Source organism: Clostridium chauvoei (assembly GCF_002327185.1).
GTDB lineage: Bacteria > Bacillota > Clostridia > Clostridiales > Clostridiaceae > Clostridium > Clostridium chauvoei.
The window spans coordinates 2,476,221-2,501,221 of record NZ_CP018624.1 but is presented as its reverse complement, the minus strand read 5'-3'; the positions used below and the strand labels follow the sequence as shown (position 1 = coordinate 2,501,221).

General features: G+C 28.1%; 24 protein-coding genes, 1 pseudogene, 2 riboswitches and 1 other annotated feature. Of the genes and pseudogenes, 18 read left to right on the top strand and 7 right to left on the bottom strand.

Features of this window, described 5'->3' with window-relative positions; genetic code table 11:
* The 10 genes and pseudogenes from metG (at nucleotide 1) to BTM21_RS11790 (ending at nucleotide 9,602) form a co-directional block, all read left to right on the top strand.
* The gene (gene metG / locus BTM21_RS11835; RefSeq protein WP_021876731.1) at nucleotides 1-1,629 is read left to right on the top strand and encodes a methionine--tRNA ligase; all 1,629 of its coding nucleotides are present in this window, start codon (nucleotides 1-3) and stop codon (nucleotides 1,627-1,629) included.
* Between the two features lie 241 nt (nucleotides 1,630-1,870).
* Nucleotides 1,871-2,655, top strand: a pseudogene (locus BTM21_RS11830) (TatD family hydrolase).
* A 270-nt stretch (nucleotides 2,656-2,925) separates the two neighbouring features.
* Nucleotides 2,926-3,975: a 3D domain-containing protein gene (locus BTM21_RS11825; RefSeq protein ID WP_079481013.1), complete on the top strand. Its 1,050-nt coding sequence runs from the start codon at nucleotides 2,926-2,928 to the stop codon at nucleotides 3,973-3,975.
* A 127-nt stretch (nucleotides 3,976-4,102) separates the two neighbouring features.
* On the top strand, nucleotides 4,103-4,657 hold the full coding sequence (gene rnmV / locus BTM21_RS11820) for a ribonuclease M5 (RefSeq protein ID WP_021876735.1): 555 nt from the start codon (nucleotides 4,103-4,105) through the stop codon (nucleotides 4,655-4,657).
* 1 nt (nucleotide 4,658) lies between these two features.
* Nucleotides 4,659-5,501 (top strand): 16S rRNA (adenine(1518)-N(6)/adenine(1519)-N(6))-dimethyltransferase RsmA, encoded by an 843-nt coding sequence (gene rsmA / locus BTM21_RS11815; RefSeq protein ID WP_021876736.1) that lies wholly within the window; start codon nucleotides 4,659-4,661, stop codon nucleotides 5,499-5,501.
* Between the two features lie 164 nt (nucleotides 5,502-5,665).
* A complete protein-coding gene (locus tag BTM21_RS11810) occupies nucleotides 5,666-6,937 on the top strand; it encodes a hypothetical protein (RefSeq protein ID WP_079481014.1) in 1,272 nt (423 codons plus the stop codon).
* Nucleotides 6,938-7,041: 104 nt separating this feature from the next.
* Nucleotides 7,042-7,518, top strand: a complete 477-nt coding sequence (locus BTM21_RS11805; RefSeq protein ID WP_021876738.1) for a hypothetical protein — start codon at nucleotides 7,042-7,044, stop codon at nucleotides 7,516-7,518.
* Nucleotides 7,519-7,653: 135 nt separating this feature from the next.
* Entirely contained in the window at nucleotides 7,654-8,493 is an 840-nt protein-coding gene (locus BTM21_RS11800; protein WP_079481015.1) for a YhfM domain-containing protein, read from the top strand.
* A 15-nt stretch (nucleotides 8,494-8,508) separates the two neighbouring features.
* Complete coding sequence (locus BTM21_RS11795; RefSeq protein WP_021876740.1) at nucleotides 8,509-9,348, top strand: Mrp/NBP35 family ATP-binding protein; 840 nt, start codon at nucleotides 8,509-8,511, stop codon at nucleotides 9,346-9,348.
* 65 nt (nucleotides 9,349-9,413) lie between these two features.
* Nucleotides 9,414-9,602 carry a ferredoxin gene (locus tag BTM21_RS11790; protein ID WP_079481016.1) on the top strand — a complete coding sequence of 63 codons (189 nt, stop codon included), beginning with the start codon at nucleotides 9,414-9,416 and terminating at the stop codon, nucleotides 9,600-9,602.
* A 47-nt stretch (nucleotides 9,603-9,649) separates the two neighbouring features.
* Here BTM21_RS11790 and thiT read toward each other — a convergent pair whose 3' ends face one another.
* From thiT to BTM21_RS11760, 6 genes are all read right to left on the bottom strand, one after another.
* The gene (thiT, locus tag BTM21_RS11785) at nucleotides 9,650-10,303 is read right to left on the bottom strand and encodes an energy-coupled thiamine transporter ThiT (RefSeq protein ID WP_021876742.1); all 654 of its coding nucleotides are present in this window, start codon (nucleotides 10,301-10,303) and stop codon (nucleotides 9,650-9,652) included.
* A 71-nt stretch (nucleotides 10,304-10,374) separates the two neighbouring features.
* Nucleotides 10,375-10,473, bottom strand: a riboswitch (TPP riboswitch).
* A 28-nt stretch (nucleotides 10,474-10,501) separates the two neighbouring features.
* Entirely contained in the window at nucleotides 10,502-10,708 is a 207-nt protein-coding gene (locus BTM21_RS11780; RefSeq protein WP_021876743.1) for a hypothetical protein, read from the bottom strand.
* Nucleotides 10,709-10,812: 104 nt separating this feature from the next.
* Nucleotides 10,813-11,655, bottom strand: coding sequence for a DegV family protein (locus BTM21_RS11775; protein ID WP_021876744.1), 843 nt, complete (start codon nucleotides 11,653-11,655; stop codon nucleotides 10,813-10,815).
* Between the two features lie 189 nt (nucleotides 11,656-11,844).
* Complete coding sequence (locus BTM21_RS11770) at nucleotides 11,845-12,300, bottom strand: PadR family transcriptional regulator (RefSeq protein WP_021876745.1); 456 nt, start codon at nucleotides 12,298-12,300, stop codon at nucleotides 11,845-11,847.
* A gap of 1 nt (nucleotide 12,301) precedes the next feature.
* On the bottom strand, nucleotides 12,302-13,147 hold the full coding sequence (locus BTM21_RS11765; protein WP_021876746.1) for a DegV family protein: 846 nt from the start codon (nucleotides 13,145-13,147) through the stop codon (nucleotides 12,302-12,304).
* 161 nt (nucleotides 13,148-13,308) lie between these two features.
* The gene (locus BTM21_RS11760; protein WP_079481017.1) at nucleotides 13,309-14,304 is read right to left on the bottom strand and encodes a DUF3048 domain-containing protein; all 996 of its coding nucleotides are present in this window, start codon (nucleotides 14,302-14,304) and stop codon (nucleotides 13,309-13,311) included.
* Nucleotides 14,305-14,575: 271 nt separating this feature from the next.
* Between BTM21_RS11760 and nrdD the strand changes: the two genes are divergently transcribed.
* The 8 genes from nrdD (at nucleotide 14,576) to BTM21_RS11720 (ending at nucleotide 23,081) form a co-directional block, all read left to right on the top strand.
* Entirely contained in the window at nucleotides 14,576-16,693 is a 2,118-nt protein-coding gene (gene nrdD / locus BTM21_RS11755; protein ID WP_079481018.1) for an anaerobic ribonucleoside-triphosphate reductase, read from the top strand.
* Between the two features lie 163 nt (nucleotides 16,694-16,856).
* Nucleotides 16,857-17,366, top strand: coding sequence for an anaerobic ribonucleoside-triphosphate reductase activating protein (gene nrdG / locus BTM21_RS11750; RefSeq protein ID WP_079481019.1), 510 nt, complete (start codon nucleotides 16,857-16,859; stop codon nucleotides 17,364-17,366).
* A 41-nt stretch (nucleotides 17,367-17,407) separates the two neighbouring features.
* Nucleotides 17,408-17,509, top strand: a riboswitch (purine riboswitch).
* A 94-nt stretch (nucleotides 17,510-17,603) separates the two neighbouring features.
* Nucleotides 17,604-18,176 carry a xanthine phosphoribosyltransferase gene (locus BTM21_RS11745; RefSeq protein WP_021876750.1) on the top strand — a complete coding sequence of 191 codons (573 nt, stop codon included), beginning with the start codon at nucleotides 17,604-17,606 and terminating at the stop codon, nucleotides 18,174-18,176.
* Between the two features lie 257 nt (nucleotides 18,177-18,433).
* Nucleotides 18,434-19,915 carry a leucyl aminopeptidase gene (locus tag BTM21_RS11740; protein ID WP_372450484.1) on the top strand — a complete coding sequence of 494 codons (1,482 nt, stop codon included), beginning with the start codon at nucleotides 18,434-18,436 and terminating at the stop codon, nucleotides 19,913-19,915.
* 390 nt (nucleotides 19,916-20,305) lie between these two features.
* The gene (locus BTM21_RS11735) at nucleotides 20,306-21,073 is read left to right on the top strand and encodes a membrane-spanning permease (RefSeq protein ID WP_021876752.1); all 768 of its coding nucleotides are present in this window, start codon (nucleotides 20,306-20,308) and stop codon (nucleotides 21,071-21,073) included.
* A gap of 520 nt (nucleotides 21,074-21,593) precedes the next feature.
* A complete protein-coding gene (locus tag BTM21_RS11730) occupies nucleotides 21,594-21,824 on the top strand; it encodes a hypothetical protein (protein ID WP_096145444.1) in 231 nt (76 codons plus the stop codon).
* Between the two features lie 11 nt (nucleotides 21,825-21,835).
* Nucleotides 21,836-22,405: a hypothetical protein gene (locus tag BTM21_RS11725; protein ID WP_096145443.1), complete on the top strand. Its 570-nt coding sequence runs from the start codon at nucleotides 21,836-21,838 to the stop codon at nucleotides 22,403-22,405.
* A gap of 22 nt (nucleotides 22,406-22,427) precedes the next feature.
* Entirely contained in the window at nucleotides 22,428-23,081 is a 654-nt protein-coding gene (locus BTM21_RS11720) for an ABC transporter ATP-binding protein (RefSeq protein ID WP_021876755.1), read from the top strand.
* Nucleotides 23,082-23,236: 155 nt separating this feature from the next.
* Here the strand turns inward: BTM21_RS11720 and asnS are convergent, their stop codons facing one another.
* Entirely contained in the window at nucleotides 23,237-24,631 is a 1,395-nt protein-coding gene (asnS, locus tag BTM21_RS11715; protein WP_079481022.1) for an asparagine--tRNA ligase, read from the bottom strand.
* A gap of 61 nt (nucleotides 24,632-24,692) precedes the next feature.
* Nucleotides 24,693-24,935, bottom strand: a binding site (T-box leader).
* Nucleotides 24,936-25,001: the final 66 nt, after the last annotated feature.

The following is a 25,001-nucleotide window of genomic DNA, read 5'->3' as shown; positions in this document are numbered from 1 at the left end:
TTGAATATTATTGTAGGCAATGCATGGCCATATGCAAATGGACCATTACATTTAGGAAGAATAGCTGTATGGCTTCCAGGAGATGTAATAGCTAGATATCATAGATTAATGGGGGATGATGTTATATTTGTTTCAGGAACAGATTGTCATGGAACTCCTGTAACAATGAAAGCTAAAGAGGAAGGAACAACTCCAATTGAAACGGTAGAAAAATATCATCAAGAGTTTAAGACTTGTTTTGAAAACTTAGGATTCTCTTTTGATATTTTTACTAAAACACACTCAGAATATCATGAAGAGAAGGTAAAAGAGTTTATTTTAGAGTTGTACAATAAAGGATATATTTATGAAAAAAATGTAGAACAGATATATTGTGAAACTTGTAATAATTTCTTATTAGATAGATATATAGAAGGAAAATGTCCACATTGTGGTGAAATAACTTCAGGAGAACAATGCGAAGAGTGTTCTGAAATAATAGAAGTTGATGATTTAATAGATAAGCGATGTAAGGTATGCAAAAGTGAGCCTGTAGTAAAAAATACTAATCATCTATTTTTTGCACTATCTAAGTTTGAAATTGATGTTAGAAGACTAATTATAAGACAACATGGGTGGAGAGATAATGCAGAAAAAATAGTTAATAGATATTTAAAAGAAGGTCTTAGAGATAAAGCTGTAACTAGAGATTTTAATTGGGGAGTAGATGTTCCTTTAGATGGCTATGAAGATAAAAAGATATTCGTATGGATTGAAGCGGTTATGGGATATTTAACAGCTAGTATGAAATGTCTTGAAGATAAAAAAGAAGATTTTTTAGAGTATTGGAAAGGTGAAGATTCAAGAATTTATTTTGTTCATGGTAAAGATAATATACCATTCCATACAATAATTTTCCCAGCTATACTTTCAGGACTAGGTATAAAAAATCCTAATTTGAGAGTAATATCAAGTGAGTATTTAAAATTAGAAGGGAAAAACTTTTCAGCTGTAAAGAATTGGGCTATATGGTCAGATTACATAGTCAAAAATTATAATGTTGATTCTGTTAGATACTATTTATTATTAAACTCACCAGAAGAAAATGATACTGATTTTACATGGAGAGACTTTATTAATACATCGAATACAGATTTAGTTGGAAGCTTAGGGAATTTTGTAAATAGAACTTTATTATTTTGTAAAAGAAACTTCAATTCAAGAATACCTAAAGGTGAAATTTCAAGAAAATTTCAACAAGATATATTAAATTTGTATTTTGAAGTAGGGGATAAAATAGAAGAAGGCCAATTTAATAGTGCCTTAAATGATATATTTAATTTTATAAAGAAAGCTAATAAATATTTTGATAATGAAAAGCCATGGATATCAATAGAAAAAGATAGGAAAAAATGTGAAGAAACCATTTATGTATGTATTCAAATCATTGTAAATATCTCAAATTTATTAGAGCCTTTTATTCCATTTACAACTAAAAAAATCAGAAGATTTTTAGACTTAGAAGATCCTATTTGGAGTTATATCGAAAAGAAGCAGGGAAATATAAAAGAAATAGAAATACTATTTGAAAGAATAGATAAAAAGATAGCAATAGATGAGGTTAAGAGATTGAAAGAAAAAAAGCTATAAAAAGTGAAAACCCTAGAGTTATAATCAAATTTGGGGACGATTAAACTCTAGGGACCATTCTGTTAAGATGGTTTTAGGGGTAAATAATAATGCTTTAACTACTTTACAAATACCAATATAAATGATAAATATGTCATTTATGTGACAAAAAGATAAACAAATTATTAAATGTATAATAATTAGCTAATTCTACATACTTAGAATAAGATTATTTGTTAATAATAAGATAAGGAGAGATAATATGGAAGGAAAATATTTAATTTTTGATACTCATGCACATTATGATGATGAAGCCTTTGATGAAGATAGAGAAGAGGTTTTTAATGAAATAAGAGAAAATGGTGTAATAGGAATTATGAACTGTGCATCTAGTTATGAAAGTATAGGAAAAACAAATAATTTAACTAAAGAATATGAGTTCATTTATGGAGCATTAGGAATACATCCAGAAAATGCAGATGAATTTAATTCTAAAGTTAAAGAGGAAATAATAGAATATATAAAAAATAACAAAAAATATTAGCAATAGGTGAAATAGGTTTAGATTATTATTGGGATGAAAATCCATCTAAAGAAATCCAAAAAGAAGTTTTCAGAGAACAAATGAAAATAGCAAAAGAATTAAGTTTGCCAGTTGTTATTCATGATAGAGAAGCACATGGTGATACTCTTGAAGTTATGAAAGAATTTCCAGAGGTTAAAGGGATAGTACATTGTTTTTCAGGAAGTGTTGAATTTGCAAAAGAATGTGTTAAGTTAGGATATTATATAGGAATTACTGGTGTTGTAACTTTTAAAAATGCAAAAAAGGTAGTAGAGGTAGTTAAAGAAATACCTATGGATAGATTGCTAGTAGAAACAGATTGTCCGTATATGGCACCTGTACCTAATAGAGGGAAAAGAAACAAATCAGATTATATAAGATATATAATAGAACAAATTGGAAAAATTAAGGAAATCAGCCCAAAAGAAGTAAATTTAAGGGTAAACGATAACTTTAGAGACTTGCTTGAAAATAGAATATAAAGTAAAATTAAAAATGTGAAACACTAATTACTAAAATTTATTTTATATATGCATGCTAAAGAGGCATTAGAAGAACAGAATCTACTTAAAGTTAATCTTTATAAACTGCTAAGGACAACCTGCTATTATTTATTTTTATTAAATTATTTATTTATGCACAGGGTGCATTTTATAAGCAGTTTAAATAGGAGCAAGAAGTGTCATATTTGACAAACTATAGCATTTCAATATATAATGCTAAAGACGCTCTTGCCAAAGGAGGTAAAGTAGATGGTAGAAAAATGTAAGGAATACTTAAAAAGAAATTTTTCTAACAGTCCAAAGGCAAAAATATTGTTAGGTGCTGCACTTGTGGCCATAGTAACAGTGACGTTCATCAATATGAGAAAGACAATAACAGTAAGTATAGACGGTAAAGAAGAAACTTTTGTCACATATAAAGGGACTGTTGAAGATGTGTTAACTACTAAGGGGGTAGAAATTGCTCCTAAAGATAAAGTTAAACCAGCTTTAAATAGTAAAGTGAAAGAAGACAGTACTATATCTATTAAGAAAGCTATCCCTGTAAATCTATCTGTAAATGGTAAAAGTGTTGAAATTAACACTGCAGAAGATACTATAGGTGATATGTTAAATGCAGAAGTAGAAGAACTAAAGAATGAAGGAATAGAGTATAAAGAAGGCGTTGATGAAGTCACACCTTCAGTTGACACAAAAATTGGAGAAGGTCTTAACGTTCAACTAGTTAAAGTAGAAGTAAAAGAAGAATTAGCTAAAGAAGCTATTAATTTTGACGTAGTAGAACAAACAGACGATACACTTGATGAAAGTGTAGAACAAGTAAAACAAGATGGAGTTACTGGAGAGAAAGAAGTTGCTTATGAAGTAATTTATAAAAATGGCAAAGAGGTATCCAGAAATGTAAAAAACTCCAAGGTTATAACTGAACCTGTTAATAAAATAATTGTACAAGGTACAAGAAAAAGTTTTGCTAGTAGAGATGGACAAATATTAGATTATAAAAAGTTAATTTATTGTGAATCTACAGCATATCATGGTGATGGTTTAACCGCAACAGGAAGTACACCTGTAAGAATTGAAGGTGGGATAAGTACTATTTCTGTTGACCCAAGAGTAATCCCTCTAGGATCATTAGTATATGTAGAGGGATACGGAAAAGCTATTGCAGCAGATACAGGTGGAGCTATAAAGGGAAACATAATTGATGTTTTTGTGAATTCACAAGAAGATGCATATAGTTGGTGGGGAAGAAGATACGATGTACCAGTGTACATTTTAGCTTATCCAGGAGAATGGTAGAAAAGGTGCTCATATGGGCACCTTTTTTACTTATTTAAATATAAATTTGACATAATATCTATATAAGGATAAATTATAAATAAGAATATAGAAAGACGAAGTTATAATACGAAAGGAAGATAATGCTTTGATTAAAGAAGTTATAGTAGTAGAAGGCAGAGATGACATAACAGCAGTAAAGCAAGCTGTAGATGCAGAATTAATAGCTGTAGGTGGATTTGGAATAAATGCAAGAGTAATAGATAGAATAAGAGAGGCTCAAAAAAGGAAAGGTGTAATAGTATTAACTGATCCAGATTTTGCAGGGGAAAAGATTAGAAGTATAATTGCTAAAAGAGTAAAAGGTATAAAGCATGCTTATATCGCACAAGAAGATGGAATAAAGGGTGACGATATAGGTGTAGAAAATGCTAAACCAGAAGTAATAATAGAAGCTTTAAATAGAGCGAAAATATCAGAAGAAGTTTTTGAAGAGTTTTACACTTCACAAGATATGTTTTACTTTAAGTTAACAGGAGATGCTAATTCGAAACAAAGAAGAATTATGCTAGGTAAGGAATTAGGAATTGGATATGGTAATGCAAATCAAATGTTAACTAGATTAAATAAGTATTCAATAACAAAAGAAGAGTTTATTGCAGCAATTCAAAAAATAGATAAAGAAATGGAAGGAAATAAGTAATATGGATATACAAGATGTGAAAACAGCAGAGCTTGTTAAAAAGTATAACTTTAAATTCTCAAAAAGCTTAGGGCAAAACTTCTTAATAGATGATTCTGTTCCTAGAGATATAGTAAATGGTGCTGATGTAGATGAAAATGACTTAGTAATAGAAATAGGACCAGGAGTAGGAACTTTAACAGCACAATTATTGAAAAGAGCAAAGAGAGTAGTAGCTATAGAATTAGATAATGATTTAATTCCAATATTAGATCAAGAACTTGGAGACAATCCTAATTTCATGCTAGTACATAATGATGCTTTAAAAGTAGATTTTAATGAGATTATAGGAGATGAAGAAAGTGTTAAATTAGTAGCTAATTTACCATACTATGTTACTACTCCTATTATAGTTAAACTTTTAAAGGAAAACTATAAATTTAAATCATTAACCATAATGATTCAAAAAGAAGTTGCAGAAAGAATGGATGCAGATCCAGGTAATAAGGATTATGGTTCACTTTCATTATTAGTTCAATACTATTGTAATACTAGTATTGTAAGAAGAGTACCACCACAATGCTTTATACCAAGACCAAAGGTAGACTCAATAGTTATTAGACTAGATAGACTTGAAGAGCCTAAGGTGAAGGTTCAAAATGAAAAATTATTCTTTGATATAATAAGAAACTCATTTAATATGAGAAGAAAAACTCTTTGGAATGGAGTAAAAAGTTTAGGGTTAGAAAAAGAAAAATTAGAATTAGCTTTTAAAAATGCTAATATAGACCCAAAGAGAAGAGGAGAAACTCTAAGTATTCAAGAGTTTGCTTGTTTATCAGATAAAATAAATGAACAGTTCTAAAAATAAAAGTATTACAATAGAATAGTAGTGCCTAAGCGTATTAATGAAAAACTCGGAAGACTTTTAATTTGATGTTAAAATTCTTCCGAGTTTATTTTTGAACATATTTATATATAGCACGCATATAATATATTGAATTAATCTAAAATGGAGGTTTTAGAGTTTTGGCACAAGTAAATAAATTGTATAGAAATTTTATTATTTTACAAGAAGATGAAAGAGGATATTCAAACTGTAACGATAAAGCTCTATCTGGTTACTCAAAAATAGAGGCAAAAGGAGAAAAATGCAAGGTATCTTTTTATGCTCAAAACCTAAAAAATGATAGTGATGATTATTGCATTATGCTTATATGCAATAAGAAAGATTCTAAGAAACTTATAGATTTAGGAAAAATCAAAGTTTCAGAAGGAGGAAAGGCAGAAGTTACGAAAGAATATTTTGTTGATAACATAGCTGGTGTTGGAATACCATATGACAAAATATCAGGAGCAGCAATAGTTAAAATGAAAGATGGTATTCCTATATTCATAATGTGTGGCTTTATGAATGGAGAGCAACCATCAGAAAACTGGAAAAACTATAAAGTAATAAAAGCTGAAGAAGGAATAATTAAAATTAAACCTAAAGTAGAAGCTCCAAAGAAAGAAAAGGATAAGGATAAGAATAAGGAAAAGAAAAAAGAAAAAGAAAAGAAATATGATAAAGATAAGAATAAAAAGGATGAATGTAAGAGAGAAGAAGTAGAAGTTAATATGGAAGATATAACCTCTGAAAGGGAAGAATCTGATAGTGTTGAAGAAATTACTAAAGTTCAAGAGATTGAAGAGGTTGAAGAAGTTAAAGAAGAGGTAGAAGTCTCAGAAGAAGTAAAAGAAAAAATTAGAGAAGAATTGAGAGAAGAGCTAAAAGAAGAAGTTAGAAAAGAAATAAATGAAGAGATTAACACAAGTAAAAATGAAGAAAGAACTAAATTTGACGATTATGAAGAGCTTATTCAAAAGAAATCTGACAATGTAGAAATAAGAGGAAGTGTTGGAGAGTATTTTGAAGGAATAGCAAATGGTTTTGAACATTATAGAGGTTATAAAGAAATAAAAAATTGTAAGTGGTATAAAGTTCAAGTTAATGATTTATATGAAATGTGTAATATGTCAAATTACAATAAATATACTGTAGCTTATTATCCAATGTTAAACTATTATCCTTATATTAAGAAGTATGGATATTTTATGTTAGGTTATAAGTGTGATAAAGAAGGTAATCTAAAATATATAGTTTATGGAGTACCAGGAAAGAAAGATAAAAATGAACAGCCATATGAAGGGAAAACTGGTTTTGTAACTTGGATAAGTGATGAGGATAAAGATAGCTTAGGATGCTGGTTGATGTTCTATGATTTTAGAAATTCAACAGTTGTTGTGCCTATGCAATAAAATATAAGATTAGAGACTGTACTTAATAATTCCTAATGAGTATTAATAAGAAAAAAGTCTATATTTTTACAGTCCTATTATCACTTATGTTTATCCTAGTATGCATGCAACAATTATTCAAAGAGAATGTAAGAAAAATTGCTCTTTCTAATAATAATATAAGAGCGTTTAGAGAATTGAATGTAGGGGATGGTAAATACCAAGTTTTATTACCTGAAACATGGTCTATTGATGAGAGAAATAAAAATATAGATGGAATTGAGTTTGAAGCAACAATAAATGATAATAACAAAATAAATGGTACTATTAGCATTTTGGATAGAATCAAAGAGATCGATAATATCCCCGATACCATATTTAAAGATGTTAAAAGTGAAGATTATAATGTTTATGATGAATATGGAATTAAGTGGCATGTTTTAGAATATAAAATGCCAAATGATGATGAGTACAAAAATATATGTTATTTCAGAAAATACTCTAGAGGGAAGGTTCTTATAATAAACTTTCATTTCGATGAAAGTGAATACAAACCAAGCATAAAAGTTGCTTTTGATAAAGTAGCAGAGGGCTTTAAATAGTTTATAATAAGATTTGCCATTAAAGAATTAAAGTATTATAATTTAGTTATAATTAGGAGAAGTTTAAACTTCTCCTAATTACTTATTAAAGTAAATATATACATAATAAAATCTTTTGAAAAAGGAGATTACATTTTGAAGAAAAGAAAAACATTCATAAGTATTATGTTAACAATGTTAATTTGTTTAAACTTTGTTAGTTGCACTACAATAGATAATATAAAAACAAAAATTGGGGGTAAAAATGAGTATTTTGAATACTTAAATACTAATAAAAGTGATAAGATAAGTATTCAAAGTATTAGAGATCCAGGGTTTAAATTTATAGTAACAGATGATAAAGCTATAAAAGATATGTACGAACTTTTATCTAGTGCTAAAGTAACTGATAAAAAATCAGAGCTAAATCCTGATTATGTTTTTGAAATAAATGTTGGTGATGAAGTAAAGAAATTTTATTATGTTGTTGGAGCAGTAGAAGGGAATTTCTATGATGAAACAACTAACTTTACCGTATCAAAAAGATTAGATGAAGGAATAATACAAAACTTATCAATAATAAGAAAACCTAGGGATTTTGAATATGTGTATTATAACTCAATTTTGAAGGTCTTAGAAATGAAAAAATCGGAATTGAATAATAATACCCATAAGGTAGGAATAAACATTCAAGGTGATGTTGATTGTTTAAAGTATGTATTTTCAACTGATTTAGAGGAGTTTTTAAAGAATGCAAAAAAAATTACTCCAGATGTAAGTCTTGTTAATAATAACTCAAATGAATTTGATGTTGTTATTACTATAAAGAATAGAGGGTACGACAGTACTACATACAAAACTAATATAACAGTTGATAACAAGACAGATAAGATAAAAGATGAATTTTATGTAATGGCGACTAATGAATTTAAAGAATGGGCTATTGATATTTACGAAGAAAGTGATGTACCGAAGGCTATAAAAGCTGAGTGGTAAAAGGAGGAGAATAAAATGGGAAATTGTTCAACATGTCCTAGTAAGGATAAATGTGGATCAAAAACAAAAGATGGAGCATCATGTGGGAAAATAACTCCTAACTATGGGAATGTAAAAAATATAATTGGTGTTATAAGTGGTAAAGGTGGAGTTGGTAAATCAACAGTAACAGGTATATTAGCAAGCACTTTAAGAAAAAAAGGATATAAGGTGGGAGTGCTAGATGCTGATATAACAGGACCATCAATGCCAAGATTTTTTGGAATAAATGAAAAAAGAGCTATGATGCAACCTATAGGAGAAACTAGTGTAAAATATTTTCCAGTAGAAACTGAAAGTGGAATAAAGGTTATATCAATAAATCTTTTAATTCCTAATGAAGATGAACCAGTAATTTGGAGAGGTCCAATGGCAACTGGAGTATTATCACAATTATTTACTGATACAAACTGGGAGGACTTAGATTACTTATTAATTGATATGCCACCAGGCACGTCAGATATAACATTAACTATAATGCAAAGCTTCCCTTTAACTGAGTTAGTAATAGTATCAACACCTCAAGACATGGTATCTATGATAGTTAAAAAGGGTGTAATAATGGCTGAAAAAATGGGTATCTCTGTAAGAGGTGTAATAGAAAATATGGCATATATTAATTGCCCTGGTTGTGATACTAAAATTAAAGTCTTTAGCAAAAAATCAGCTGAAGAACATGCAGAATATTTAGGTTTACCATTATTAGGTGAACTTCCTATAAATTTAGATTTAACAGAAGCTTTAGAGCAAGGAAAAGCAGAAGAATACGTAAGAAATAATGATTTATACGCATTAATATTTGAAGGTTTATATTAATAAATACATAACTCTTTTTTCTTTGGGAATAATATAATTGAAGTTATTTAGAAAGGATGAGAGTTATGAAAGCTAATGTAGATAAGGATACTTGTATAGGTTGTGGACTATGTCCATCTGTATGTCCAGAAGTGTTTGAAATGGACGATGATGGAAAGGCTGTAGCAAAAGTTACAGAAGTTCCAGATGCAAATGTTGATGAAGCTAAAGATGCTGAATCAAGTTGTCCAGTAAGTGCAATAACAGTAGATTAATAAAAAAGTTCTACCTTGAGTTTAAGGTAGAACTTTTTTTGTTAAAATTAACTTATACTTGCTTGTTTACTAGATAAGTTGTTAATAATTCTATCAAAAGGTAAGAAGAAAATAATAATTAAACAAATAATTAATTCTCCACCTACAGCTGTTCCATTTACAACTAAAGAATATAAAGCAGGTGACCATCCTTCAGGTGCAAATGCTCCGAAAAATACATAACCTGATATAAAGTGGAATATAAACTTTAAAGTCATACCAACAGCTGTTCCAATCATCTTATTATTTTTAAAATATCCTGCAAAACCTACAGCCATGTATGGTAATGGATAATCAAATAATACTTGAATAGGATGTAGAATATAAGGGTTTAATATTAAACTTATTATACCAAATAAAAACCCTGTTAATAATCCTATTTGTGGGCCATACATATAAGCGATTAATATTATAGGAACCATACTACCTAATGAGATGCTACCGCCTCCATTTGGTAATACATATAATTTAATCATATTTAGTATAGTTGCAAGAGCAAGAGCTATACCGATTCTAGTCATTATTTTAGCATCAAGCTTAATATTTTTGAACTTTATTATAGCAAGTAAAAGTATGACGCCACCAATAACTGTGACTATTGATAATGGGTTGTCCCATAAAACTGAAAAGCTTTCTTTTAGAGTAGAAATAAAATTTGACATAAAAAAATACCTCCTTATACTTGTGCTAGGAGATATAAGATATACTAATATATACATGAAAATGTAATATAGATATCATACATAAGCTTCCCTACGCTGGTATTATCCAGATCAGGTAAAGGGTTAATGTTAAAAACATCTCTCAGCCAATGGCACCCCTAGCAATTGTTAAATATAGGTTATATTTTAAAGTTATTTCTAAAAAAAGTCAACTAATTTATCTTTGTAAATTTTGGAAGAATGATTATTACAGTAACCAAAACTTCCTGATTGCGAGGATATATTTACAGTTGAACCTATAGATGTATAATTATCTACCTCTGATAATGGAAGTTTTATAATTGTATCATCTTCTAAGCAAACAAAAGCTTCAAAATTACTGTAATCTATTATTTTACCTTTCAAACTAACACCACCTAAAAGTTAATAATATTAGTTTGGTCAAAAAGGTTACTTATAATACAAAAAATGTTGAGTATCTTTTAACTTTACTCAACATTTTTTAAAATTTATACTTTTTCTATTGCTAGTCCCATCATACCAGGACCTGAATGAACAGCTACCATAGCGCCTACAGGTGTTATGCCCATAAACTCGCAATTATGTAATGCTTTAACTGATTCAGCAAATAAAAGAGCTTCATCCATGCAACCACCTTGAAGTATCCAAACTTTACATTTAGATTCATCTAGATGAGTTTTTAAAACTTCAATCATTTTAGATAAAGATTGTTTTCTTCCTCTAACTTTAGCATATGGGTGATAAACTCCATGCTCATCCATAGTTATAATTGGCTTAAGGTGTAAAAATTGACCTATAGTTCCTGCTAATTTACCTATTCTGCCACCTTTTTTTAGATACTCTAAGGTATCTAAAGTAAAGTAACCTGTTATGTTTTCACGAATTCTAGGTAGTTCTTGTATTATTTCATCATAAGATTTTTTTTCTTTAACGAGTCTAGCAGCTTCTAATACTAGAACTCCTTGAGGGAATCCTATGATTTTGCTATCGTATACATAAGAGGTAAGGTTTGGATGCTCTTCTAATGCTAATCTAAAGGCATTAAATGTTCCAGACAATCCACTAGAAACAGAGATTGCTATTACATGAGTATATCCATTAGCTTCTAAATCTTTTAGAACTTTAGCAGAAGTCTTAGGACTAGGAAGAGATGTTGTAGGAATTTCTGTAGAAAGTCTGTTATAAACCTCTTCAGGAGTAATGCTAATTTTATCTTCAAATTCCTCGTTTGAGTATAAGATTCTTAAAGGAAATAGATGTATGTTATTTTCTTTTAATGTTTCTAAAGATAAATCAGATGCACTATCCGTTAAAATTGCTATCTTTTGCAAATATATAGCCCCCTTTCTAATTATATATCAATTATATATCATATTTGATAACTATATCAATAGTGATAAGGTTATAATTTTATTAATTTATATAGATTTATAAATTTATTATATAATTATTATTTGTAGAAATAATTATATAATAAGCTGTAATAATTGGATTAAATAAAAAAAGCGTCATTAAGACGCTTAAAGATATAGATCTTTGTAAATTATTTTAAAAACTTTAAGTGATTCTTCTATTTTAGGTTTTAAAAGAAATTTTTTGTTTTTATATTCCTCTAAACCTGCAGGTGTTAAAGAATAGAATTTCTGAAATTTTTTATGAGGATCATCCCAATTGCCTACAACATAACCACTCTTCTCTAATTTTTTTAGTAGGGGATAAATACCACCAGTACTAGGAATCCAAAGTCCATTAGTATTTTCACCAATTTTATGAGCTATTTCATTTCCATTGGTTGGACCTAAAGTTAAAATGTGAAGAACGTATATAGGAAGTAATCCTTTAGTAAAAACCTGACCAACTGATTCTCTTTCTTTTTGGATTTTTTTTAGTTCGGCTAGTTTTTGTTTGTATTCCTCATGAATTCGCTGTTCCTCTGCTTTAATATCATCGATACTATTAAAGCTAAAGTTATCCATGTTATTGTACCTTTTGAATAGCTAAACCTATTAAACCAGGACCAGCATGAACTCCTAAGGCAGGACTAATTTCAGAAATACCAATATCCACTATATTATCAAGTTTTAATAATGTTTGTAAGTATTTTTCAGCAGTTTCAAGAGCTCCACCTTGAAGAACCCAAACTTTACATTTACATTTATTTAATTCATTTTTTAGTATATCAGTAAGTTTTGATAAAGCTTGTTTATGTCCTCTAGCTTTACAAATAGTATAATAAACACCATTATCATCAACAGTTATAATTGGTTTTAAGTGAAGAATTTCTCCTAAAGTTCCAGTTATTCTACCTATTCTACCACCTTTTTTTAAGTATTCTAATGTATCTATAGTAAAATATCCAGTTATATTTGAATGTATTGCAGGTAAAGAACTAACAATTTCTTCAAAAGACTTACCTTCTTCAATTAACTTACAAGTTTCCATAACTAGAAGTCCTTGAGGTAATGCTAATATTTTACTGTCATACACATGAGAAGTTAATTTAGGGTGATCTTCTAAAGCTAATCTTATAGCATTAAATGTTCCAGATAACCCACTAGATATAGTGATAGCTATAACATGTGTAAAGCCTTCGTTTTCTAAATCAGTTAATATAGTGTGAATTGTTTCTGAACTTGGTAAAGAAGTTTTTGGCACTTCATTTTCTAAATTATTATAGACTTCTTCTGCTGTAATATCTATTTTGTCTTGAATCTCTCTATCTGAATAGATAAGTTTCAAAGGTAATAATTTTATATTCTTTTCCTTTAAAGTTTCTAATGATAAATCACAAGCACTATCGGTTAATAAAGCTATTTTTTGCATGTGTACTCCTCCTAATAATTTCCGATTAATGTTAATTATATTATATCATAATAGATTATTATATCAATACTGATAAAATTCTAAAATTATCACTATTGATATGATTTCTTGTTTTAATTAAATTTATTCTTAAAAATAAAAAAACCACCTTATGGTGATTTTTAACTAAAAGTTATATTTGAATTTTTATCTAATATGTGCCATATAGTTTTTCCTTGAGATAAAGGTACTACATTACCGGAATAATCGTAAAAAGTTGTTTTTGAATTTTTATCTTCTTTTTTCCAAAGTACATTTACATATTTTCCGTTAGAAAAAATATATCCTTCCCCTTCTCCGATTAAATCTATATCTATATGATTATTATCTGCTTGAAGCTGAATATTTGTTTTTTGAATAACTACATTAGCAAAAGATAATGGTTTATCTGTTAAAGCGTCAATAGCTACTTCACCATCCATATATTTTATATATTCCCCATTATCATATATATATGAGGTATTATAAAATCTATTTACATTAAGGTTTATATTTTTTATTGTATTAAGAGATTCCTTTGAATAATATTCACTATTAAATGTTGCAAAAGGTTTTGGTGTTGAATTAAACTTTTTATCTATTATAGAATTTAATATATTTTCAGATGATGTATATAAATTATGGGGAGCAGATCTTTTATCATCCCTCCAAAAATATTTGCCATTTGAAATTTCATTTATACTCATAATTGATTCATCTTCTGAGATTGTTGCTAATGCTTCAGATGAGCCTCCACAATGAGCAAAGGCTAGATTGTTTTCATGAGCAAGATCTAAAAAGTATGGTCTAACGCTTCTTATAGGGCCAATAGCATTTGGTTGTTTACTATGAAATAATGCCATAAATCTAGGAATTCCCCCTTCAGCTAATGTTTCATAAATTACGTCTGCATAAGATAAACCACTTTGTGGCCTAGCATAAACAGAATTCTCTACCATAACCATAAAAGGTGTGTTATTATTTAAGTCTTGAGAAATTTCTTCACCAGTATAATAGGAATATATTGGTTGAGATTTATCTATTTCGTTAAAGACATCAACAGGATTACTTTCCTTATTTGAGCAACTAATCAATGAAAAAAGTGATAAAAATATTAAAATTGATAAAATTCGTTTCATAAATATAATCCCCTTTTATTAAATTAAATTTTTAAAATATTAAGTTTATATGTGGCTTTTAATAACAATATATTACATAGATATATAAAAATATGAGTACATTTAAAAATTTATGTTTATTATAAAAAAGGGTAAAAAATGAAGATATATTGATGTAATTTGAGAATAGTTAATCGAAGTCAATCCTAGCATCTTTGATGATGAAAATGTAATGGAGTATAATAATTACTAGTAAATTAATACAAGATATTGTGCGATAGGGGTTGAGTGTATGCTATATGTAGTGAAAAGGGACGGTAGGGAAGTCGAGTTTGATGCCGTTAAAATATCAAACGCAATTAAAAGCTCAGGAGAAGAGGTCGGGAAAAGACTTAGAGAAAGTCAAGTTCTAGATACAGTTCAGAAAGTTATCAATTATATAGAAATGTCTGGGCAAGAAAGAATAACTGTTGAAGAAATTCAAAATTTAGTTGAGAAGGCGTTACTTGACAGTGGATATAAAGACATAAAAATAGCCTATTCAAATTATAGAACACAAAGAACACAAGTTAGAGAAATAAAATCAGACTTAATGACAGCTATTCAAAGAATTGGTGTCGAAACCGATAGAGATAATGCTAATGTAGGTAATAACTTTAGTTCTAAGTTACTTAGAATAGCATCAGAATCTAATAAGTGGTTTAATTTAGCTAGTATGCCAAAGAGATTAGCTAAGGCACATGAAAATGGAGATTTATATTATCATGATTTAGACAGTTATAACTTGACTACTAATTGCTTACACATACCTACAGGGGAAATTTTAGAAAAAGGTTTTAATACAGGATATGGGACAATAAAAGCACCAAGAAGAATAGAAACAGCAGCAGAACTTTCATGTATATTACTTCAATCAACTCAAAATGATATGTTTGGTGGGCAAGCACACCCGGATTTTGATAATGACATGTCTGCTTTTGTAAAGCCAACGAGAGATGAAATAATAAATGAGTTAGAAGAGCTAGGAATTGATAAAGAAAAGATAGAGAAACTAACAGAAGAAAAATTAAAGAAAAGAATACATCAAGCAATGCAAGGCGTTGTATATAATTTAAATACGATGCATTCAAGAGCAGGATCACAAGTACCGTTTAGTTCTATAAACTTAGGTATTCCAAACTCTGAGGATGCAGCTTTAGTATGTGAAATTTTCTTATTAGAATATGAAAAAGGATTAGGGAAGGGAGAGCAACCGATATTCCCTAACATAATTTTTAGAGTTAAAGAGGGCGTTAATAGAGAAGTTAATGATCCATATCATTATTTATATAAATTAGCATGTAGAGTTGCTGCTAAAAGAATGAATCCAACATTTATGAATATAGATGCAGACTTCAACAAAGAATATTATGATATGGGATATATGCCTGCAACTATGGGATGTAGAACTTATCTAATGAAGAATATAAATGGTGAACCAGGATGTAAAGGAAGAGGAAATATTGCGCCAACTACAATAAACTTACCAAGAATAGGCTTACAAGCTAATGGAGATATAGATAAATTCTTTGAAATATTACAAATGAAGTTAGACCTTGCAAAGGAATCATTACTTCATAGATATGGAGTACTTAAAAATCTTAAAATTAAAGATTTACCATTTGTAGCTGGTCAGGGTTTAATGAAGGGATCAGAAGGGTTAACTCCTGATGATACAATAGAACCAATCCTAAAACAAGGAACATGGGGAATTGGATTTATAGGACTTGCAGAAACTTTAATAGCATTAACAGGAAAGCATCATGGTGAAGATACTGAAGTTAGAAAATTAGGTGTTAAAATAGTATCATATATTAGAGAATATACAGATAGAATTACTGAGGAAACTAAATTAAATTGGAGTTGTTATGCAACACCAGCAGAAGGTCTTTCAGGAAAATTCATAAAACAAGATCAAGGTACTTTTGGAATAGTTAAAGGAGTTACTGATAAAGAATACTATACAAATAGTTTCCACATTCCAGTAAACTTCCCTATATCAATTAAATGTAAAATAGATATAGAAGCACCTTACCATAAACTTTGTAATGCAGGGCATATAAGTTATTTAGAAGTAGACGATTGTCCATCTGGAGAAGCAATTATGGATATTTTAGACTATGCATATAAGTACACTAACATAAGTTATTTAGGAATAAACTTCCACATAAGATACTGTAAAAGTTGTGGGACTTATTTAAGTAGTAATGAAAGTAAGTGTAATAAGTGTGGAAGTTTAGATATTCAAGGTATTTCTAGAGTTACTGGGTATTTAAGTTTAGACGAAAGATTTGGCCCGGGAAAATACCATGAAAGAGAAGATAGAAAGTCTCATACAGGAACAAATAAAAATAATTACCAAATTGTATAAAAGTATACTTTACTTAAAGGAAAATACAAAATAATAAATAGTTATAGAATTGGGTATCGAATCCTAATCCTATAACTATTTTTTTATTGTATAATAGTATAATGGACAAGCTTTTGAAATTAAAAGTATTTATTAAATTAAGAAGTAGGATGTGGAGGATAATATGGAAAAGACTATAAGATTATCAGGGATAGCATATGAAAGTCTAGTTAATGGACCAGGCATAAGAAGAGTGTTTTTCTCACAAGGTTGTAAGCATAATTGTAATGGTTGTTTTAATCCAGACACTCATAGTTTCTTTGGTGGAGAAGATAGAAATATGGATGAACTTATACAAGGAGTATTAGATAATCCGATGATAAAAGGCGTGACATTTAGTGGGGGAGATCCCTTTGAGAGAGCGGAAGAATTTGCGTATATGGCGAAACAATTCAAAAATAATAATATAAATGTCTGGAGTTATTCAGGTTATACTTTTGAATATATATTAAACAACATTGATAAGATTCCAGGTTGGAGAGATCTTTTAGATAATATAGATGTTTTAGTCGATGGGAGATTTGATAAAACAAAAATGGATGAAAGTTTAAAGTATAGAGGTTCTACTAATCAAAGAATTATAGATGTTAAAGAAAGCGTTAAATCAGGAATTATAAAAACTCTAGACTTTTAATATGATTATTGGATATTTAAATAATGTAATGTTATAATGATTAAAAAAAGAATAATATGATTCGTATATGCTTGAAAATAAGGTTCAAGTGTCTCTACTGGGAAACCGTAAAAATCCTAACTACGAATATATGAGTGATGAGTATATGTTTTTTATACCCACTATACATTCATATGTTTATTTGTAAATTACATTTTTAGTAGAGAAGATAAATAAATGAGTGATAGGAAGGTAATTATGGAAGCATTAAAGAAAAAAATATTAGAAGAAGGTAACATAAGAGAAGGTAATATATTAAAGGTTGATTGTTTCTTAAATCATCAAATGGATATTAAATTTTTTAATGAAATAGGAAAAGCATTTAAGGAAAGATTTAAGGATCAAAAAATTGATAAAATACTTACAATAGAAGCTTCAGGGATAGGAATTGCAGCTATTGTTTCACAATATTTTGATTATGTACCAGTAGTTTTTGCGAAGAAAACGGAAAGTTTAAATTTAGACAAAGAAGTTTTTGAATCAGAAGTACATTCATTTACAAAAAAGAAAACTTATAAAGTTAGAGTAGGAAAAAACTTTATAAAAAAGGAAGAAAATATACTGATAATAGATGATTTTTTAGCTCAAGGTTGTGCAACAAAGGGTATGATAGATATAGTTAGACAAGCTGAAGGAAATATTATTGGTGTAGGAATAGTTATAGAAAAGGGTTTTCAAGAAGGAAGAAAAGTGCTTGAAGAAATGGGGATAAGAGTAGAATCTTTAGCTATAATAGATAGATTTGAAAATAATACAGTTATATTTAAATAAGAGTATGCAAATTGCATACTCTTATTTTTTAACAAAAAAAGCGCCGAAGCGCTTTTAAATAAATGGGGGATGGGACCTGTAATAAACAGGTTTTTTTGTATCTACATTTTTATTATGGACAAGAGAATGAAATTATATACAAAAAAATAAAAAAATTTAGAATAAATTTAAAATAAATAATTACAATAATATGGAAGTGTGTGATATATTAAATTTAGGAAATACTATGTCTTAAAGACAATAATGAAAGGAGTTTAATAATGAATATTTCATTTAATAGCATGACGTGCTCACAAGTAGATACTTTAATTATGTATTTATTAGAGGATAATTTAGAAACACCTAATGAAGAGATTAATAAAGTAATAGATTCATTAGAAAAAAGAGATTTATTTAAAGGAAAAGAAGGTCAAAGTTATATATTTAATAGAGAGGTTAATTCAGAGTTTCAAACTGTAATTTTAATGGGATTAGGCAAAGAAGAAAACTTAAGTTTAGAAATTATTAGAAAAACAGTTGGAAAAAGCATTAAGAAATGCAAAGAATTAAAATTATTAAAAATATTTTTAAGAGTACCAAATACAAATAAATTATCAGTAAAGGATATGGCTAAAGCTTTTACATATTCAGCAAAGTTAGCAAATTACACTTTTGATAAATATAAAACATCTAAAAAGGAAAATGTTGAATTAAATATTTCAATAGGCGTTCATAATATAGACAATGAAGTTAAGGAATCAGTAGATTTATTTATTGAAGAGGGAACTGCTTTAGCAGATGCAGTAATACTAGCTAGAAATTTAGTAAATGAGCCATCTAATGTTATTTACCCGGAAACATTAGCAGAAGAAACTATTAAAATTGGAGTTGATAGTGGATTTGAAGTTGAGGTTTATGATTTAGAGAAAATAAAAGAATTAAAGATGGAAGCTTTCTATAATGTAGCAAAAGCATCAATAAATGAACCTAAATTTATTATTATGAGGTATTTTGGTGATGAAGATAATAAAGATAATATATTAGGATTAGTAGGAAAAGGCTTAACTTATGATTCAGGTGGATATTCTATAAAACCTACAGGTAGTATGGTAGATATGAAATCTGATATGGGTGGAGCAGCTGCTGTAATCGGAGCAATGTCTGTAATTGCTAAAAGAAAACTTAAAGCAAATGTTATAGCTGTAGTAGCTGCTTGTGAAAATTTAATAGCAGGAAATGGATATAAGCCTGGAGAAGTTATAGGATCTATGGCAGGAAAAACTATAGAGGTAGTAAATACTGATGCTGAAGGAAGATTAACCTTAGTAGATGCAGTTCACTATATAATAGAAAATGAAAATGCTAAAGAAATTATAGATGTTGCTACATTAACAGGAGCGGCATTGCATGCATTAGGTGAAACTACAACAGCGGTAGTAACTAATAATGAAGAATTTTATAAAGAACTAAAAGAAATATCTGAATATACAGGAGAAAAGGTTTGGCAACTACCAACTTTTGATGAATATAAAAAATTAATTAAATCTGATATTGCTGATTTAAAGAATAGTGGTGGTAGATTAGCTGGAACTATAACAGCAGGATTATTTATAGAAGCCTTTGTTCAAAATAAACCCTGGTTACATTTAGATGTAGCAGGAACAGCTTGGGCTTCATCATCAAGCGAATATGGAATAAAAGGTGGTACAGGAGTACCGGTAAGCACATTATATGAATTAGTAAAAAAGAGACAAAAATAATAGAGAATGATTATAATAATTTTAAGTAATTAGATTATATTCAAATTTACTTACAAACATATGTAAGTTAGTAGTAATATTAAAAGTATTGTTTATTACAATTATGAAAACACAACTGTTCTACATGAAAAGTTGTGTTTTTATTTTAGTTTTTAAGTTTTCTAAAAGCTAGTAGGGTTTTTATTACACATATGTTAAACAAATAATAAAAATAATTAGTGATAATTAAATATAATTATAAAAAACGTGTAAAAAGTTGTCAAAAGTTTTAATATATAATACGATATTTATACAAATAAGCTTATTGTTAGTAAAAATACAATAATTTGGAGATTAATAAAATAAAATGTAAAAAATATCATATTATTGTAGAGTATAAGAGGAGAAAACATGATATTAAATGAACTTAAAAGAGTAATTACAAGTAAAAAATTCATTATAGTTATTATTATAGGATTATTACTTGCTTTTATTAGTGTATATATTGATATTAAACAATACATATTTTTCAATTATGATGCCCCTGATCTCCAAACGCTAGAACTCCAAGAAAAGGCTAAAGTTATGGTAGAGAACGGTCTAAATAAATATTCAGTATTTTTTAGTTCATTCTTAATGTCTATTGTTACAATGCCTATTCTCTCAGTATTACCTTTTGGATTGTCATATATAGAAGATAAGGAATATGGCATTATTAAGCAAATAGATATGAGAATAAACCATAGGAAATATATATTATCAAAATTACTTGTTAATGGAATTGCTGGTGGATTAGCAATAATAATTCCAACTATAATATTAAGTATATTAATTTTTACTTTTTTTAAAGGAAGTATAACTAGTTTTTATGGATATGGTAAAATGGGTGGCCCCTTTATAAGATTATTAACTGAAAATTTTGGTGTTTATATAATGATACATATATTTATAAATTTTAGTTTAGGTTTTGCTTATGCTAGTATTGGATTAGCAATTTCTGCATTTATCAAAAATAAGATAGCAATAATATTTTCACCATTTCTATTTTGGATATTAGGAAGTATGTTCTGTTCCATTCTAAATATATATAACTATTCACCATCATCCATTAGTCAATTTTATAGAAGTGTAGATATGACTATAAGTAATATTTTCTATAGTAATCTACATTATTACTAACCGATTAGTAGAAGTAAGTTATAGCTATAATTTAGATTTAAATATATGGGATGGAATTTTTAGAACTACAACTTATGGCAGTTTACTTTTAGGTTTCTACTTTCCTTATATTATAATTTTAACAACTTTTTTTAATACTAAAAGTGATTATATAAAATTTATTATGCTAAGAACTAAAGAAAAAAGAATATGGATTGTATCTAAGATTTTAACTAATATTGTGTTTAGTTTTTTGTTTGCAATTTCTTTTTTCGTTATTGTATTTAGTATTAATTTTCTAATGTTTAAATTTGAAAATAAATGGAGTGAAATTATATTAAATCATATGGTTTAAATGAAGGTATATTTAAAATAAATGAATATATAGGATTGGGTACCATATCTAGTATATTTAAGCATAAGTTTAAAAATTATAATGGATTTACTACTTCTTTAAGTACTTCAATTATAATTAGTTTAGTACTTTTATTTGTAATATTATTTTTAAATCTATACTTTAGTAGAAAGGCATTAATAGAAGATGATTAAAAGAATAGTAAGTATAAATTTGAAGGTAAATAATGAAAAGCTACGAATTTTAATTTTATTTATTGTAGGTATATTAATAACAAATCTACATTATGGATTAATGGGAATAGATAATAATACTGTATTAATGGGAGATGTTATTATAGAAACTTATGGTGGATTAGTAACAGAGTATAGTATATATAATATTTTTATTTTATATTATGGATTACTCCATATATAATAGTATTAAATTTGCTTAATTTATCTACAATAGATAGATTTAGAGAAAGTACAACTTTAGTCCTACCAAGAGTTAAAAACAAGGCAAAGTGGTTTATAGCTTTTAATTTAACGATAATAATAAGAATAAGTATATATTTTTTTGTATTATTTTTATCTTCGCTAATTGTAATTTTGATAAAAAGTGGATATATAGCATTTCAAAATTCACCAGTACACATAAATAGCGTAATAAATATAAATCAATATGGTATTTCATTATATATTATTTTATTAAATATTTTGACAGTAGTAGCTATACAACTTTTTTTAAATAATTTATATTCTATTTTTTCAAGATCAAATGAAGCAAGTGTTATAGGAATACTATTTTATATAGCGCCAATATTTTACCCTAAAAATACTGAATTTTGCAAAATATTTTTGATTAATAATGGAATGCTAAAAAGATACGAAATGTTTGAGAGTGGATTTAATGGATTGAATTTTAAGAGTTCTTTGATATTTATTATTGCTTTTATAATAATAAATTTTTTCATAGGACTATTTATAATCAAAAAACAGGATATTGTAGATATTTAATTATTAGTAGGAGGGTAATTTTTTGAATGATAATGTAATAGAAATAGTTAATTATACAAAAATATTTAAAGGAACAACGGTTTTAAAAAATATAAATTTAAATATTATAAGAGGAAAATGCTACGGGATTGTGGGAAGAAATGGCTCAGGAAAAACCTTAATTTTAAAATCTATATGTGGATTTATTAAACCAACATCTGGATATGTAATGGTGAATGGTTTAAAAATAGGATTTGATGTTGATTTTCCTGATGATGTGGGAGCGTTAATTGAGCAACCAGGATTTTTACCAAATTATAATGCGTTTGATAATTTAAAGTTTTTAGCAAAGATTAGAAATAAAATTGGTAATGAAGAAATTGAAAAGATATTAAAATTTGTAGAGTTATATCCAATTGATAATAAGTTAGTAAAAGAATATTCTTTAGGCATGAAGCAACGATTAGGTATAGCACAAGCTATAATGGAGGATCCTGAAATATTAATATTAGATGAACCTTTCAATGGATTAGATAAAGAGGGAGTTAAAAACTTAAAAGAAAAGTTAATAGAACTTAAAGAAAAGGGAAAAACAATACTAATGACAAGTCATATATATCAGGATATAGAGGAGCTAAGTGACTATATTTATGAAGTAGATAATGGAGTTTTAATTAAACTTAAAGGTGATAATTAGTAGAAAGAAATCTATGAATGTTATAAATTCAGATTAATGTTTATTTTAGATTTAGGGACAGACATTAAAATAGTCAGTTAGTTATTTTACTACAATTTAGTAAAATAACAATAAATAAACCCTAGTAAACAAACTGTTTACTAGGGTTTATTATATTAAAAATCAGATTGTCCTGTAGTTCTTGGGAATGGTATTACGTCTCTTATGTTTGACATACCAGTAACATACATTATAAGTCTTTCAAATCCTAATCCGAATCCAGCATGTTTAGTTTCACCGAATTTTCTAAGGTCTAAATACCACCAATAATCTTCTTCTTTAAGACCTAATTCAGCCATTCTCTTAGTTAAAACATCAATTCTTTCTTCTCTTTGGCTACCACCGATTATTTCACCTATTCCAGGAACTAATAAGTCCATAGCTGCAACAGTTTTTTGATCTTCATTTAATCTCATATAGAATGCTTTGATATCTTTTGGATAATCAGTAACGAATACTGGCTTTTTGAAGTGTTCTTCAGTAAGATATCTTTCATGTTCAGTTTGTAAATCGATACCCCATTCTACTGGATAATCAAATTTCTTATCTGCTTTCTTTAAAATTTCTACAGCTTCAGTATAAGTAACTTTTCCGAAGTCTGATGAAATTACGTGAGTTAATCTATCCATAACTCCTTTATCAATAAATTGGTTAAAGAATGCCATTTCTTCTGGACATTCAGTCATTACATATTCAATAACATATTTTAGCATATCTTCAGCTAATTCCATATCATCCTTTAAATCAGCAAATGAAATTTCAGGTTCAATCATCCAGAATTCAGCTGCATGTCTAGCTGTATTTGAATTTTCAGCTCTGAAAGTAGGTCCAAAAGTATAAACATTTCTAAAGGCTAGAGCATAACACTCAGCATTTAATTGTCCTGATACTGTAAGGTTTGATTCTTTACCAAAGAAATCTTGGCTAAAATCTATGTTACCATCTTCAGTTTTAGGTGTGTTGTTTAAATCTAGAGTTGTTACTCTAAACATTTCTCCAGCACCTTCGCAGTCACTTCCAGTTAAAATTGGTGTGTGAGTATATACAAAACCTCTTTCTTGGAAGAACTTGTGTATAGCATAAGCTGCAACAGAACGAACTCTAAATACAGCTGAGAATGCATTACTTCTTGGTCTTAAGTGAGATATTGTTCTTAAATATTCAAAAGTATGTCTTTTCTTTTGAAGAGGATAGTCTGATTGAGATAATCCTTCAATTACTATTTCTTTAGCTTGAATTTCAAATGGTTGTTTAGCTTCTGGTGTAGGAACTAAAGTACCTATAACAGTTATTGATGAACTTATAGGTAATTTAGATACTTCTTTAAAGTTTTCTAATTTGTTTTCAAAAACTATTTGAACGTTTTTGAAAAAAGTCCCATCATTAACTTCAATAAATCCAAATGCATTTGATGCTCTTAGTGTTCTTATCCATCCAGAGATTTTAACTTCTTTTGATAAATATTCATTTTCGTTTCTATAAAGTGATTTTACTAAAACTACTTTATCCATAAGTTTTCCTCCTAATATATCATAAAATTTATTTTTAAAAATAAAAAAACCTCTCATCCCTAAAAGGGACGAAAGGATACTTTCGCGGTACCACCCAAATTGTCATAAGATATGACCACTTATCTGACACAAATAATGTCATCCAATTAATAACGGTTTGAATCCGTCTAAGCCTACTCTCAATAAATAGATTTCGGTTAGAAACTCAGAGATGTTCTTCACTAAAGGCTTCGTATAAGGCTTACACCGTTCCTTACTCGCTAAGACTACGTCCAATAGCTACTCTTCTCATCACAGTAATAAAATATGATGTTTATTACGATTTTACACTAATTTACTAACATTTGCAACTTTTTATCATAATATATTT